Source organism: Roseburia sp. MSJ-14 (genome assembly GCF_018918225.1).
Taxonomy (GTDB): Bacteria; Bacillota; Clostridia; order Lachnospirales; family Lachnospiraceae; genus Petralouisia.
Genome location: NZ_JAHLQD010000008.1, coordinates 467,499 through 481,324, shown reverse-complemented (window position 1 = coordinate 481,324; position 13,826 = coordinate 467,499). Strand labels below are relative to the sequence as shown.

Annotated in this window: 16 protein-coding genes and 1 pseudogene; 14 read left to right on the top strand and 3 right to left on the bottom strand. The window is 36.4% G+C overall.

Annotated features, from left to right (window positions below):
* Positions 1-10 precede the first annotated feature (10 nt).
* The 11 genes and pseudogenes from KQI83_RS04720 to KQI83_RS04670 all read left to right on the top strand — a co-directional run bounded on the left by KQI83_RS04720 (position 11) and on the right by KQI83_RS04670 (position 6,863).
* Positions 11-463 (top strand): NUDIX hydrolase, encoded by a 453-nt coding sequence (locus KQI83_RS04720; protein WP_216555094.1) that lies wholly within the window; start codon positions 11-13, stop codon positions 461-463.
* Between the two features lie 52 nt (positions 464-515).
* Positions 516-872 carry a hypothetical protein gene (locus KQI83_RS04715; protein ID WP_216555093.1) on the top strand — a complete coding sequence of 119 codons (357 nt, stop codon included), beginning with the start codon at positions 516-518 and terminating at the stop codon, positions 870-872.
* Positions 854-1,756: a DUF2953 domain-containing protein gene (locus KQI83_RS04710; protein WP_216555092.1), complete on the top strand. Its 903-nt coding sequence runs from the start codon at positions 854-856 to the stop codon at positions 1,754-1,756. The genes KQI83_RS04715 and KQI83_RS04710 overlap by 19 nt, the downstream gene beginning before the upstream one ends.
* 16 nt (positions 1,757-1,772) lie before the next feature.
* On the top strand, positions 1,773-2,207 hold the full coding sequence (locus tag KQI83_RS04705; protein WP_216555091.1) for a GerW family sporulation protein: 435 nt from the start codon (positions 1,773-1,775) through the stop codon (positions 2,205-2,207).
* Between the two features lie 80 nt (positions 2,208-2,287).
* Complete coding sequence (locus tag KQI83_RS04700; RefSeq protein ID WP_192848873.1) at positions 2,288-2,425, top strand: hypothetical protein; 138 nt, start codon at positions 2,288-2,290, stop codon at positions 2,423-2,425.
* A 150-nt stretch (positions 2,426-2,575) separates the two neighbouring features.
* Entirely contained in the window at positions 2,576-2,887 is a 312-nt protein-coding gene (locus tag KQI83_RS04695; RefSeq protein WP_216555090.1) for a TIGR04197 family type VII secretion effector, read from the top strand.
* A 25-nt stretch (positions 2,888-2,912) separates the two neighbouring features.
* Positions 2,913-3,260 (top strand): hypothetical protein, encoded by a 348-nt coding sequence (locus KQI83_RS04690; protein WP_216555089.1) that lies wholly within the window; start codon positions 2,913-2,915, stop codon positions 3,258-3,260.
* A 17-nt stretch (positions 3,261-3,277) separates the two neighbouring features.
* Positions 3,278-5,125 (top strand): hypothetical protein, encoded by a 1,848-nt coding sequence (locus KQI83_RS04685; protein WP_216555087.1) that lies wholly within the window; start codon positions 3,278-3,280, stop codon positions 5,123-5,125.
* Between the two features lie 9 nt (positions 5,126-5,134).
* Positions 5,135-5,671, top strand: a complete 537-nt coding sequence (locus KQI83_RS04680) for a hypothetical protein (RefSeq protein ID WP_216555086.1) — start codon at positions 5,135-5,137, stop codon at positions 5,669-5,671.
* 181 nt (positions 5,672-5,852) lie between these two features.
* Positions 5,853-6,257 (top strand): annotated as a pseudogene (locus KQI83_RS04675) (hypothetical protein); the annotation flags it as partial.
* Positions 6,258-6,587: 330 nt separating this feature from the next.
* Positions 6,588-6,863 (top strand): hypothetical protein, encoded by a 276-nt coding sequence (locus tag KQI83_RS04670; RefSeq protein ID WP_216555085.1) that lies wholly within the window; start codon positions 6,588-6,590, stop codon positions 6,861-6,863.
* Positions 6,864-6,946: 83 nt separating this feature from the next.
* On the opposite strand, the gene rpmB is transcribed toward KQI83_RS04670, so the two are convergent.
* Positions 6,947-7,132 (bottom strand): 50S ribosomal protein L28, encoded by a 186-nt coding sequence (rpmB, locus tag KQI83_RS04665; RefSeq protein WP_075719571.1) that lies wholly within the window; start codon positions 7,130-7,132, stop codon positions 6,947-6,949.
* Between the two features lie 278 nt (positions 7,133-7,410).
* Here rpmB and KQI83_RS04660 point away from each other — a divergent pair, with 278 nt between their 5' ends.
* The 3 genes from KQI83_RS04660 to recG are packed head-to-tail and all read left to right on the top strand — an operon-like array spanning position 7,411 to position 11,593.
* Positions 7,411-7,767 carry an Asp23/Gls24 family envelope stress response protein gene (locus KQI83_RS04660; RefSeq protein WP_075719573.1) on the top strand — a complete coding sequence of 119 codons (357 nt, stop codon included), beginning with the start codon at positions 7,411-7,413 and terminating at the stop codon, positions 7,765-7,767.
* Between the two features lie 13 nt (positions 7,768-7,780).
* Complete coding sequence (locus KQI83_RS04655; RefSeq protein WP_216555084.1) at positions 7,781-9,490, top strand: DAK2 domain-containing protein; 1,710 nt, start codon at positions 7,781-7,783, stop codon at positions 9,488-9,490.
* A gap of 15 nt (positions 9,491-9,505) precedes the next feature.
* Entirely contained in the window at positions 9,506-11,593 is a 2,088-nt protein-coding gene (recG, locus tag KQI83_RS04650; protein ID WP_216555083.1) for an ATP-dependent DNA helicase RecG, read from the top strand.
* Positions 11,594-11,698: 105 nt separating this feature from the next.
* On the opposite strand, the gene KQI83_RS04645 is transcribed toward recG, so the two are convergent.
* Both KQI83_RS04645 and KQI83_RS04640 read right to left on the bottom strand, forming a co-directional pair.
* Positions 11,699-11,902 carry an alpha/beta-type small acid-soluble spore protein gene (locus KQI83_RS04645; RefSeq protein WP_075719585.1) on the bottom strand — a complete coding sequence of 68 codons (204 nt, stop codon included), beginning with the start codon at positions 11,900-11,902 and terminating at the stop codon, positions 11,699-11,701.
* A gap of 108 nt (positions 11,903-12,010) precedes the next feature.
* Positions 12,011-13,747 carry an Rqc2 family fibronectin-binding protein gene (locus KQI83_RS04640; RefSeq protein ID WP_216555082.1) on the bottom strand — a complete coding sequence of 579 codons (1,737 nt, stop codon included), beginning with the start codon at positions 13,745-13,747 and terminating at the stop codon, positions 12,011-12,013.
* Positions 13,748-13,826 lie beyond the last annotated feature (79 nt).

The following is a 13,826-nucleotide window of genomic DNA, read 5'->3' as shown; positions in this document are numbered from 1 at the left end:
AGGTATTGCAATGATAGAAGCAACAAGTTGTGGTGGTGTGGTAATATTTCGCGGAAAGATACTGCTTCTGTATAAAAATTACAGAAATAAGTATGAAGGTTGGGTTCTGCCAAAGGGAACAGTAGAGCCGGGCGAGGAGTATAAAGATACGGCTGCAAGAGAGGTGCTGGAAGAAACGGGTGTAGATGCATCAATTATCAAATATGTCGGAAAAAGCCAGTATACCTTTAATGTTCCGGAAGATACTGTGGAGAAAGAGGTTCATTGGTATCTTATGATGGCAGATAGTTATTACAGCAAACCACAACGGGAAGAATATTTTGTTGATTCCGGGTACTATAAATTTCATGAAGCATATCATTTATTAAAATTTGCAAATGAGAAACAGATATTAGAAAAGGCTTATAACGAATATCTGGATTTAAAGAAAAGTAATCTTTGGGGCAACAGAAAATATTTTTAAAAGGTGCTCATCGAAAGAGAGCACCTTTTTTAAGAAGTAATGAGAGGTTTGAATGATTTGGTATAAAGATTTTTATGCAGGAGAATCTATTGCATCGAAAAAGAAAAAGGTAAAATGGAAAATCATGCATAATGCAGGACAATTGGACATTTATGTGATTGCACTTGGAAGTGTAGAAGGAAATCTTTTAGATATCATTCCGGCTTGGGAGCTGATGCAAAAGCATTATCCGAAATGGGACATGGTGGTAGTAGGAGTGGACAAGGGATATGATAATGCAATGGAATTAGCAGGAAAGATTGTAATGGACGTATATAAGGAGACCGGAACCTTTGACGTAAAGGAGTATTTTCTTGAAAAGCATCGAGAAAATCTCAGAAAAGAGCCAGTATGGAAATCATCTTATTGATTTTGAAAATAATTGGTATTTGTCTGCTTGTCTTACTTGGCATATGTGTGTTCCTGATAGGTTCCGTTATATTTATTCCGGTTCGGTACCGTATGAAAGGAAATGGTCAGGTTCCAAATGAACTAGAAGCAGATGCAGTATTCAGCTGGTTTTTGCATATCATTCATGCAAGAATACATTATAATACAAATGGACTTCAATTTAATATAAGAATATTTGGAATCCCTTTGCATCTCGGAAAAGAAAAAAAGTCCAAAAAGAAAATAAGGAAAAAGAGAAAAAAGAAAACAAAAGAATCTGAAGTACAGAAAACAGTAGAAGAAAATAACGATGCAGAGCAGGAAAACAAAATACAGGAAATTTCAGAAGAAAACAGCACGGTAGAGCAAGAAAATAGTATTGTAGTAAAAGAAGACGCACTAAAACAAACTGAGAAAAAAGATGCTTGGTGGCGAAAATTAAGTTTTTCAAAAATAAAAGAACGCTGCAAGAATGTTTTGGAGAAACTAAAGAACATCAAAGAACAGCTTACAAACATAAAAAGTATTATTTCGGCGGAAACTAATAGAAATGCCGTATCCGCGCTTTTTCAGGAATTGAAATATTTATTGAAACATTATACACCAAGAAAGGCGTCTGGTGAGCTTCTATTTGGTACAGAAGACCCGGCAAACACCGGGGAGCTTCTTGGCGTTATAAGTATGATGCCATTTTGGTATCGTTATCAAATATCCGTTATACCGGATTTTACAGCAGAAGCATTTTATGCAAAAGGCAATATTTACTTAAAAGGATATATGCGAAGTGTGCATATGCTATCATCCGGTATACGGCTAATAAAAAATAAAGATATACGCAAACTTTTCAATCAAATCAGAGGATAAATAGGAGGTTTTTCATATGCAAGACAATAATTTTAACACAACAGTACAGTCATTATTTAAGGGAATGGATAGTTTTATCACTACAAAAACCGTAGTGGGAGATGCCGTGCATATTGGTGACACTATCATTCTGCCGCTGATAGAAGTTTCTTTCGGTGTGGCAGCGGGAGCCTTTTGTCAGGATAAGAAAAATAACGCAGCAGGAGGTATGGGTGGTAAAATCACTCCAAGTGCTGTATTAGTAATTCAGGATGGATGCACCAAACTTGTAAATATTAAGAATCAAGACAGTGTGACCAAGATCTTGGATATGGTTCCTGATTTTGTGAATAAATTTACTAGTGGGAAAGACAATAAAAAGAAAAACGGAATCGTAGACGAAGTTGCGAAAGAGGCTGCTGCAAAAGATTTATCAGAGAAGCTGAATATTGTTGATGAGACAGAAGCGTAGATTTGGTTTTGCCGTTTCAAGGCATTTATTCCCAAGTTTTGCATATAGTATATAATAGAAAGGTTTGCAGGAGGGAAAATATGCGACGGCTGATAGGATTTGTTCTGTTCTGGATAGCAATCGGAATGGCGCTTATGATGTTTCTGCACAGCCAATTATTGGGATTGATTATAATATTTCTGCTTTTGTTATTAGGATATAATTTATTTTCTTGTTGAGTTAATACTGTCGTATTTATTCTTTGATATGACAGTATTTATTTTTTTGTATAAAAGTGAGCTGTCCGCTTTATTTTGGAAAAACTTGACAGTAAATTTAATCTTTTGTATGATTGAATAGTTAAAAAGCATAAAGGGAGAAGAAATAATATGTCAGAAAAAATTAAAATTAACCAAACCTCCGTAGAAAATGACGCAACGGTACTTTCGGGGGCAGCAGCGTATTTTAAAGAAGTTGCGTTAATCCCGTCAGATGGAGAGACTACGCTTACAGCAAATGGAAACGGGCAGAGTAATTTTGGCAAATCCCAAAAACTGATCGCTTCTTTTGGAGCTGCGATAGAAAAAGAAGTTGGCAATGTCAGACAACTGGGTGCAACTTTTGAGGAATATGACAGCATGATGAGCCAATTATGGGAAAATGGCTGTAGATATGAAACATTAACAGAGAGCAAACCCTAAACAAAAATAACATGGAGACTTAACAATGGAAGAGACTAAAAAACAAAAGAGTATTGAAAAACTAGAAGAAGATAAAGAAACTTTAGAAAGGCGAAAAAAGCGTGTATTAGAAAGGGAAGACGATGAGGATATGGAGATTTTAAGGACTTATCGGAATCTGGATAGAATGCGGGAAGCTTGTGGAGTGAATGATACAGAAATATTACGTCTGTTGGATGAAAAGCAAAGTGTATTAGACTCATTAAGAAGAAGGAAAATGGAATTTGGGGAAGAGTTCCAAAATGAGACTAAGAAGGAAGAACAGAAAATAGAGGAAACAGAAGCAAACTTTCAGGAAAAGAATGCTGAAAAAAATGAGGAAGATAATAATTAATACGGAGGAAAAATTTCATGAACGAAAATTCTTATTTAAATCCCACCAAAATAAAAGAAGAATGTGATAGTGCGATTCAAAAGCTGGAAAACGATAATGAAGCCATTCGTGTGGCAGAAAACAGCTTGAATACCTTTTTGAATGATAGTGAAATTAAAAGTGAGGCATTTGATGCCCTCAAGTTTCAGATGAGTGATTATATTACAGTGCTGCAGGCAATGAGAACAGCAAATAATTCCGATATTGCTGATTTTACAATCTTAAAATCGTCTGTTGGAGATGAAGTGTTGATTGGCGGCAATATTCTGAAACAAAAAGCTGCTGCGTTGCGACAAAAAGCTGCAGATGAGGAGACTGCACAGGAGTATGAAAGAGAAGCAAACAAAGCCTTCTGGCCATGGGAAAGTCGGTATTATAGCTGGAAAGCAAATCAATACTGGAATATGGCAGAAATTGACCAAAGGTTGTATCTCATGTGGCAGGCAAAAGAAGACCGCTATGATGAAATAGAAGGTACTACCAGTGGATTGTTTTTGGCAGTGGCTACTATGCGGGCGGCAGCAGAAACGGGACTTTGTGCTATTGATAATGCTTTTCAAAATGGCGCTTATGTTTCGGATCCAAATGCAGCATGGAGGACAGAGCTTGCAAAGTCTTACATAGAGCGTATATTGACGGTAAATGCAGACGGAACTATAACTGCAAATTGGGATGAAGTAGAAAAAGTGTTGAGTAAGCCAGCGGAAGAAATTACGCAGGAAGAGTATGAAGCATTGGCATTGTTATATCTGAATATTGATGAAACAGAATTGTCTCATTTTCTTGAACTTTGCATGGATAGAACATCGGATGTAGATGTTCCATGGTATAATGAAATGATTCAAATGGGAACAGGCTTTTCGGGAGGCGAAGATTTCTCTGAATGGACTGTAAATACAGAAAAATTGGATAAATTGATAGAGCAGGTGTCCATTGCTTCGGATGGTACATTAGCTATGTTGCGAGTGATTGATAGTGAAAATGAAAATGGAAATGAGAATGAACAATATAAAAGACTAAGAGAGCAACGAAATATTATAGTTCAGAGGATGACACTTTTGGAAGTGACAGGAGAAGTTGGAACTTTTCGTGGAGAGTATCAGGCGGAGCATCCAACGATTAAGATAAAGAAAAATGAGGATGAAAGTCTGACTATGAGTTTTTGCCAGTTTCGTAATATAGGAAGTGAAGTGTCACCAACAATGAGTAATCTTGGAGAATCTACCATAAACATTTCAAGAACTAAGAATGGTGAAAATATTGATAGAGATGCATTAAAAGATACAGAACTTTCTTTTGCGGGATATTTTGCAGGGGTTTCCTTAGTTGACGAGACGTGGAGTTTTATGATAGATGAAACTTCAGGGGAAATGATTAGTATGGGCTCAGAATATTTAGGGACATATCTGGTAGAAAAAACAGGAAAAGAGGCATTAGAAAATGTGATAGGATATGTTCCCATAGCCGGTGATATAGCAGGCTTTGCAATCGACATGGCAGAAAGCAGAGCAGAAGCAGATGCGGCGCAAAAGTTTATCACAGGGCAATTAGACACTTTAGAAAGTGCAATGATTTATAGAGCCTTTGATTGTAGCGTTAACTTTGTTGCGTATGATACAGTAGATAATGAACAACTTGCCTTATATACACAATCTGGACGAAAGACGGCAGATATTATAAATAGTGTAAATGATGCATTAGGAACAGAAATAACAGAGGCAGATGTTGTGACAAAGCCGAACGAGATTTCGAATTTAATTGATCAGTTAATTGCTGAGAATCCAGAGAACGCAGATAGATATAATGATGCAATAAAGGGAGATTAGGAGGTAGACATGAAAAAAAAACATATTATAACAATAATATTATTAGTAATAGTACTGTTGGCAGGAATCAAAGGAGTATTGTTGTATCGTGACTATAAAGCAGAACAGGAACGAATGGCACAGAAACCTTATTTTACAAAATATAAGTTAAATGAAGAAGAAATGAATATTTTAAACAGTCAATTTCATGTGAAGACAACACCAGACTGGTGGGAAAATTGGAATGAAGAAGATAGACCAGATTATAGTTATTATACCATAGAAGCTACAGAAGATACTAAAATAGTGGTTATTGTAATGAATTATTGGTTATTTGATGATTTGTCAGAAGTGGATAAAGACGCATGGGAAAAGGCAACAGAATATGGTTTTACAACGGATAATCGGATAACAGTAGAATGGGTTATGGAACATCCTAGAAAAGCAGTTGAGATTATGTATTCCATGGCAAGTCATGGAGAAATTTTTCAAGAACTTAGAGAATGGATATATCCAATATATGAAAGAATTACAGGTGAAAAGATAGAAGATATAACCAAAGAGTAGGAAGTAAGATTATGAAGAAGAAACGTATTATGACAATAATATTACCTGAATCCGTGAAACTCATTAATCAATAATGCGTCAAACTTATGATAAACAAAGGGATTAATGAAGCTTCATTTCCTATTTCTGATTTCACCCATTTGGTGAAGTTAAAATACACGAAAAAAACTTAAGTTTTCCTATGCTATCTATGCCTCATATAGTAAAATATAGGTATCAAATATATGAGGTAAATACACATGAAAAAGCTTGTAATTGAATTCTCTAATGAAAGATTAATCACCCCGAGTGGACTATCTCTTGTTGGACAAATGCTTGGCAAAAGCAACTTTATCAAAAAGTGCAATAATAAATTCAGCCTTCTGCACTTAAGTCAGATCTTGTTCCTCTGGATTTTGATGTGACTCCTATGGATAATTCCAAGACTCATAAGGAAGGTGTTTCACACACTTACAAAGGATTTGATGGTTACGCACCAATGATGGCTTACATTGGAACAGAAGGTTTTCTTGTAAATACAGAGCTTCGTGAAGGAAGCCAGCATTGCCAGTGTAATACGCCTGCATTTTTAAAACAACCCCTGAAGAAAAGACGCCGAATCAGAACAGTCATAGGAAATCTGATTCAAATCGCAGGTCATGTAACAACACATGGGCAACGAATAATCCTGGCAATAGGATGTAGCAATGTATGGCGCCATGTTTTTATGGATATTTATAATCGATTTGCTTTAGCATAAATCCTTCCACAAATAGAAGGTTTTTTAAAGTGCGTAAATTTTATGAACGAGTAACTCTATTAAAGAAAAAAATAGGTATAAGCAGGAACCTCGCTTCTAACTGATTATTGTCTAAAATCAGTTAGAAGCGAGGTTCCTGTAAAAAAACACCTGAGTTTCACTGATTCAGGTTATTGGTTGTTTGATGATTTATCAGAATATGATAGAGACGGATTTGAAAAAGCAAAAGAATATGGATTCACAACAGACAATCGCTTAACGGTGGACTGGGGCATGAAACATCCAAATGAAGCGGCAGATATTATGGAATCTATGGCAAGTGATGGAGCAGATTTTATATATTTGTTTTGTTTGGTTTATCTAAAATATGAAGCAATAACCGGAGAAGTAATAGATACAGAAAAGAAAGAGGATGAGTGGATAGAAGATTTTAAAGAAGGTTATGTGGATTAATACAAAAGGATTATGATAGCAGTAGAAGAAAAATAGAAAAATAAAAAGAGCCAGCCTTCACAGGCTGGCTTGATTTCCGCTAATTAAGCTCTTTCAACTTTACCGCTTCTTAAGCAAGAAGTACAAACATACATCTTCTTAGCGGCTCCATTTACCTTACACTTAACGGATTTTACGTTAGAACTCCACATTCTGTTAGATCTTCTATGAGAATGGCTGACATTATTTCCGAAATGTGCACCTTTTCCACAAACACTACATTTTGCCATAATTGCACCTCCTTGCAACTTACTAAGTCTACATATTGTTGTAGGCTCACAACAAAGATATTCTAACAGAAAGAAGAATGAAATGCAAGTAAAAAATGAATTTTTTATAAAAAAGCAAAAATTTATGTTTCATTTTTCTACAAAAGCGGTTATAATATAAACTATCGGAAATCTGTATTCACTTTTAGTAGTTTCATAGGAGAGAGACTTTGGTTTCTCTTAAGTTGTTACAGAGCTGGAATTGGGTAGGAGATTTTTATTAAAATGGAGGTTATGGTATGAAAGGACAAATGAACACCCCTTATGGAAAAGTGTTAATTGATACAGATGTCATTGCAACCTATGCAGGTTCCGTTGCGGTAGAGTGTTTCGGTATCGTAGGTATGGCAGCCGTTAATGTAAAAGACGGCCTGGTAAAGCTGTTAAAGCGTGACTATCTGAATCATGGTATAAATGTTACCATTACAGACAATAAGATTACATTGGATTTTCATGTAATTGTTTCTTATGGCGTTAGTATTTCAACTGTTTCTGATAACTTGATCAGTACGGTGAAATATCAGGTAGAAGAATTTACCGGTATGGAAATCGAAAAAATCAACATCTTCGTAGAAGGTGTGAGAGTGATTGATTAAGGAGGAAACGGTAGTGCAGATTAATACAATAGATGCTTCTATGCTTGCAAAAATGTTTTTAGCAGGTGCGAAGAATCTGGAATCAAAGAAAGAATGGATTAATGAGTTGAATGTATTCCCAGTACCAGACGGAGATACTGGAACAAATATGACAATGACAATTATGTCCGCCGCAGCAGAGGTAAGTAATCTTGGAGAAAATCCGGATATGAAATCTTTAGCAAAAGCAATTTCTTCTGGTTCTCTTCGTGGAGCAAGAGGAAATTCCGGTGTTATTCTTTCACAGTTGTTCCGTGGTTTTACAAAAGGAATTAGTGAGCATGATACAATTGATGTAATTGTATTATGTGATGCGCTTCAAAAGGCAGTAGAGACTGCATATAAGGCAGTAATGAAGCCAAAGGAAGGTACAATCCTTACAGTTGCTAAGGGCGGTGCAGATAAGGCATTGGAATTAATAGGCGAAACAGATGACTTAGTACAGTTTATTGATGAAGTAATTCAACATGCAGATTATGTTTTGAGTCAGACTCCGGAAATGCTTCCTGTATTAAAACAGGCTGGCGTTGTTGACTCAGGCGGACAGGGTCTGGTTACTGTATTAAAAGGTGCTTATGATGCACTTTTAGGAAAAGAAATTGATTATACGATTGAAGGTACAACAACTACCGGTTCCGGATTTACCAAAATTTCTGCTCAGACAGAACAGGAGATTAAATTTGGGTATTGTACAGAGTTTATTATCGTATTAAATAAACCTTTAAGCGAAAAAGAAGAGCATAACTTTAAGAGCTTCTTAGAGTCTATCGGTGATTCTATCGTAGTTGTGGCAGATGATGAGATTACAAAAGTCCATGTACATACCAATGATCCTGGACTTGCGCTCCAAAGGGCATTAACCTATGGTTCTTTAAGTAAGATTAAGATTGATAATATGCGTGAAGAACATCAGGAAAAGCTTATTAAGGATGCGGAAAAAGTAGCTGCTGAGCAAAAGGCTGAAGAGGCTAAGAAACGTTCTGAAAAAGATGCGGAAGAAGAAGCAAAGGCAAATGAACCAAGAAAAGATATGGGATTTATTTCTGTTTCCATTGGAGAAGGAATTAACGAAATCTTCAAAGGTCTTGGCGTAGATTATATTATTGCCGGCGGACAGACCATGAATCCAAGTACAGAGGATATGCTGAATGCTATTGAAGAAGTAAATGCAGATAATATCTTCATTCTTCCAAATAATAAGAATATCATTCTTGCGGCAAATCAGGCAGCATCATTGATGGAAGAGAAGAATATTTATGTAATTCCAACTAAGACAGTTCCGCAGGGAATTACAGCTCTCATCAACTTTATGCCGGATAAGACAGCAGAAGAAAATGCACAGCAGATGACAGCAGAGCTTGAAAATGTAAAAACCGGTCAGGTAACTTACGCAGTAAGAGATACTCTGATTGATGATAAAGAAATTAAGCAGGGGGACTATATGGGAATCGGTGACAGTGCAATCCTTTCAGTAGGTCAGGATATGGACGCAGTTATCAAGGATATGGTTGCTCAGATGGTAGATGATGAATCTTCTATTATCAGTGTTTATTACGGAGAAGAAGTTAAAGAAGATGCGGCAGAGACATTAGGAAGTGAATTAGAAGCACTTTATCCAGAGTGTGAAGTTGAAGTACATTCTGGTGGTCAGCCAATCTACTATTATGTAATTTCTGTAGAATAAGTTAGGAGGATTCCCATGGAATTAAGTTCTGGAATTGGAACCATTAAGGGAATCGGCGCAAAAACAGAAGAGTTGTTTCATAAAATAGGAGTATACACCTTAGGTGATATACTCCTTCATTATCCTAAGGATTATAATAAACTGCCTGCGATAACCCCTCTTGCAGAATTACCGGACAAGTTTCAGACAGGAACAGAAGGGATTACAGCAGCATTGGCAATTCATATTCAAAAAACACCTTTTGTAAAAAGCGCTCGTTCCATGCAGATTACGACCTTACAGGTACAGGAACAAGACGTGCACTTGGATGTCGTATGGTTTCGTATGCCATATTTGAAAAGTACATTATCCCTTGGAAGCTGGTTTGTCTTTCTAGGAAAAGTAACCAGAAAAGGAAACGGTTATCATATGGAACAACCACAGATACTTGCACCGGAAAAATACAATGCGATGCAAAATTGTTTGTGGCCAAGTTATGCATTAACGGCTGGATTAAGTAAGAATAAGCTGTCTCAGACAATTCAACAGGTATTAAAAGAACTGGACTTATCAAAAGATTATTTGCCGGAGGAAGTTCGCAATCGCCATCAATTAGCAGAATATAATTTTGCTATAGAAAATATTCATTTTCCGGAAAGTGAGCAGGCATTAGCATCAGCGAGAAAACGATTGATTTTTGATGAGTTTTTCCAATTTATCCTTGCTGCCGGAATGCAAAAAGAACAGATGGAAGAGATTCAAAATGACTTTTCGTTCTTGCCTTTGGAAGACAAGTTATGGTCAGATGAGGTAATGGAACAACTTCCGTATCAATTAACAGGAGCACAGTTGCGTACACTTCAGGAAATCCGTAATGATTTGCGTGGGAAAAAAGTGATGCAACGTTTGGTACAGGGAGATGTTGGTTCCGGTAAAACAATTATTGCTTTTCTGGCTATGCTGGACGCATCCCAGTCCAGCTATCAGTCTGCGCTCATGGCACCTACTGAAGTATTGGCACAGCAGCATTATCAGACTTTTACCAGTCTGTGTCAGGAGAATGGATTAAATATTCCCATTATTTTATTAACAGGCTCTTTGACACAAAAAGAAAAACGTCGCGCTTATGAAAGAATGGAACTTTATCCAAATGCGATGGTAATTGGAACCCATGCATTGATACAAGAACGTGCAATATTTGATAATCTCGCGTTGGTTATCACAGACGAACAGCATCGTTTCGGAGTTAAACAGCGAGAAACGTTATTTTTAAAAGGTGCTCAGCCACATACCTTAGTAATGAGTGCAACGCCAATACCGAGAACCTTGGGAATTATTCTATATGGGGACTTGGATATTTCGGTTATTGATGAAGTTCCGGCAAAAAGACTTCCGGTAAAAAGCTGTGTCGTAGGGAAAAATTCACGGAAAACTTCTTATGACTTTATTGCAAAAGAAATACAAAACGGTCATCAAATATATGTTGTTTGTCCTTTGGTAGAAGAAAGCGAAGGTCTGGAAATGGAAAATGTTACAGACTATGCCGAAACGCTAAAGAAGAATTTACCTAAGGGAACCGTAGTAGAATATCTGCATGGAAAAATGAAGTCTGGGCGTAAAAATCTTATCATGGAACAATTTGCCCGAAACGAAATACAGGTTTTGGTATCAACCACAGTAATTGAAGTAGGTGTAAATGTACCAAATGCTACGGTAATGATGATAGAAGATGCGCAACGATTTGGTCTTGCACAGCTTCACCAGTTGCGTGGACGAGTAGGTCGTGGTGAAGCACAATCATACTGTATTATGATTAATACTACAGATTCTGAAAAAGCGAAAAAGCGTTTAGAAATATTAAATCAGTCTAATGATGGATTTTATATTGCAAGTGAAGACTTAAAATTGCGGGGACCGGGAGATTTCTTTGGAATTCGTCAGAGCGGACTGTTAGAATTTCGTTTAGGCGATATTTATCAAAATGCAGATTTGCTAAAAATGGCTTCCGAAGAAGCACAAGTGATTTTGGCAGAAGATCGACAGTTGACTTCCGAAAAATATCACTTTGTAAAAGAACAGATTCAAAGATACTTAAAAGAACAGATAGAAATTGCTAATTTATAAGTTTTTTCCCGATGTTTTATATAAAAATGGAGCAGAAGCATAAAAAATTATGCAACTGCTCCATTTTGCTGAGGACAAGTGAATGTTTCAGTATACTGGTAAGAATTATTTACCAGACATCTGTCTTTCCTGGGCTTCGATCATTTTCTTCACCATATAACCTCCAACAGAACCATTCTGTTTTGAAGTTAAATCTCCGTTATAACCGTCTTTCAAAGGGACACCAATTTCATTAGCTACCTCAAATTTAAACCTGTTTAACGCGCTTTTTGCTTCAGGCACTACTGCCTTGTTAGATGAATTAGACATATCGTTACCTCCTGTTCTCTTTCTCTTTGGTTGTGTAACAAGATTTGTTACGGTAGTAGTATATGCGGAAGATATTTCTTTAGACATGCAATTTTTTCCTTAAATTTTTTATTCCACTAATTTTATGCCACTGATATCTGGACTGGCGTTAAGTGAATAGTTGGTATAGTATACTACAAATCCCGGTTTGCTGCCATTTGGTTTCTTTACATTTTTCTTCTCCAGATAATCAATCTCTACTTTATCGTTTTCTCGTCCTTTAGAATAGTATGCAGCAAGTCGACCGGCTTCTTCAAACGTACGATCCGGAAGTTCATCCCCATTTGTTTTTACGATTACATGAGAACCAGGCATTTGTTTTGCATGGAACCACCAGTCATTGCCAACTGCAAATTTAAAGGTAAGTTCATCATTTTGCAGATTGTTTTTTCCAACATAAATATCATATCCGTCAGAAGAAATATAATGAAACGGTTTGCTTTTTATACGCTCCCTTTTTCCGGTATTTTTCTTTTTAATATAGCCGGACTGTACCAGCTCTTCCTTAATCTGCGTTAAATCTTCCTCCAAAACAGCAATATCCATGGCAGTAGCAATAGATTCCAAATGCTGGATTTCGTCATGGGTTTCTTGAATTAAGTCATTTAAAGCTTCACTGGTACGTTTTAACTTATTATATTTGTCAAAATATTTTTGCGAATTTTCTTGTGGTGTTAATTGCGGGTCCAAAGGAATGGTTATCATTTCATTGGTATAATAGTTTAATGCTTCCAACTTTTTTGCACCGTATTCCAGATTATATCCATAAGTATTAATCAATTCACCATATACTTTATATTTATCACGTTTTTCTGTATCTTTTAACTGTTTCGCCTGTAAATCATACTTTTTCCGGTTACGCTCCAATGCAGTTGTAACAACCTTTCGCAAATCTACGGATTTTTGGCGGATTCGTGTATAAATATTTTTATCTGCATAATATTGCTCTAGCACTTCTGAAATAGTAGCAAAGTTTGTAATATCCAAATCTGCGTATTGCTTTAGAGGGACAGCTGCAAATTCAACAGGTTCTTTTCCTCGTTTTACAATGGTAGGGGCAAAATTTCCTTCTGAAATATCTTCCATAAGCCATTGAAAATGATGGTAAAGATGCAACTTTTCTTCTTCAGTTAAAGCATCAGTAGGTCTGTCACCATCAATTCCGGCACGATAACACAATTCCGAAGCAATGACAGGACTGATACCATTATAGGTGGTATAGATTGCTTTTATAACTGTAGTTGCTTTCTTGTATACTTTTTCAAAAAAAGTAGTTTGATCCGTAGTAAGAGGATTATATTTGTCCTGAGTTTCCGGTATAAAATATGTTCTTCCGGGCAATACCTCTCGTACAGAGCTGACCTGTGCAGAAATGTGCTTAATGCTGTCGATAATCATACCATCTTCATTGCAGAAGATAATATTACTATGTTTTCCCATAATTTCTACAATGAGAGTTTTGTGACATAAATCCCCGAGTTCATTTAAGTGCTCAATTTCAAAATTAATGATACGTTCCATATTTGGCTGATAAATTCGCGTAATTCTGCCATTGGCAATATGTTTTCGGAGTAGCATACAAAAGTTTGGTGCAGTCATAGGACTGGGTTTGTTCGATGATGTAAGGTAAATAAGCGGAAGAGAGGCACTGGCAGATAATACCAATCGTACTTGACCATTCGTTCCCTTCATTGTAAGAAGCAACTCATCGTTTTCAGGTTGTGCAATTTTACTGATTCTACCATTTAATATATTTTCATTTAATTCTTTTACAAGATTTGCGATTACAATTCCATCAAAAGCCATAATAATTCTCCTGTTCTAAAATAATACTTCACTCACGGGCAGTCGCATCGCTTTGATGTTTACCCTCACAGTAGAGTGA

What these genes read in the sequence shown, in the direction of transcription:
- KQI83_RS04720 (WP_216555094.1), top strand. Translation starts at nt 11, where the DNA reads ATGATAGAAGCAACAAGTTGTGGTGGTGTGGTAATATTTCGCGGAAAG.
- KQI83_RS04715 (WP_216555093.1), top strand. Translation starts at nt 516, where the DNA reads ATGATTTGGTATAAAGATTTTTATGCAGGAGAATCTATTGCATCGAAA.
- KQI83_RS04710 (WP_216555092.1), top strand. Translation starts at nt 854, where the DNA reads ATGGAAATCATCTTATTGATTTTGAAAATAATTGGTATTTGTCTGCTT.
- KQI83_RS04705 (WP_216555091.1), top strand. Translation starts at nt 1,773, where the DNA reads ATGCAAGACAATAATTTTAACACAACAGTACAGTCATTATTTAAGGGA.
- KQI83_RS04700 (WP_192848873.1), top strand. Translation starts at nt 2,288, where the DNA reads ATGCGACGGCTGATAGGATTTGTTCTGTTCTGGATAGCAATCGGAATG.
- KQI83_RS04695 (WP_216555090.1), top strand. Translation starts at nt 2,576, where the DNA reads ATGTCAGAAAAAATTAAAATTAACCAAACCTCCGTAGAAAATGACGCA.
- KQI83_RS04690 (WP_216555089.1), top strand. Translation starts at nt 2,913, where the DNA reads ATGGAAGAGACTAAAAAACAAAAGAGTATTGAAAAACTAGAAGAAGAT.
- KQI83_RS04685 (WP_216555087.1), top strand. Translation starts at nt 3,278, where the DNA reads ATGAACGAAAATTCTTATTTAAATCCCACCAAAATAAAAGAAGAATGT.
- KQI83_RS04680 (WP_216555086.1), top strand. Translation starts at nt 5,135, where the DNA reads ATGAAAAAAAAACATATTATAACAATAATATTATTAGTAATAGTACTG.
- rpmB (WP_075719571.1), bottom strand. Translation starts at nt 7,132, where the DNA reads ATGGCAAAATGTAGTGTTTGTGGAAAAGGTGCACATTTCGGAAATAAT.
- KQI83_RS04660 (WP_075719573.1), top strand. Translation starts at nt 7,411, where the DNA reads ATGAAAGGACAAATGAACACCCCTTATGGAAAAGTGTTAATTGATACA.
- recG (WP_216555083.1), top strand. Translation starts at nt 9,506, where the DNA reads ATGGAATTAAGTTCTGGAATTGGAACCATTAAGGGAATCGGCGCAAAA.
- KQI83_RS04645 (WP_075719585.1), bottom strand. Translation starts at nt 11,902, where the DNA reads ATGTCTAATTCATCTAACAAGGCAGTAGTGCCTGAAGCAAAAAGCGCG.
- KQI83_RS04640 (WP_216555082.1), bottom strand. Translation starts at nt 13,747, where the DNA reads ATGGCTTTTGATGGAATTGTAATCGCAAATCTTGTAAAAGAATTAAAT.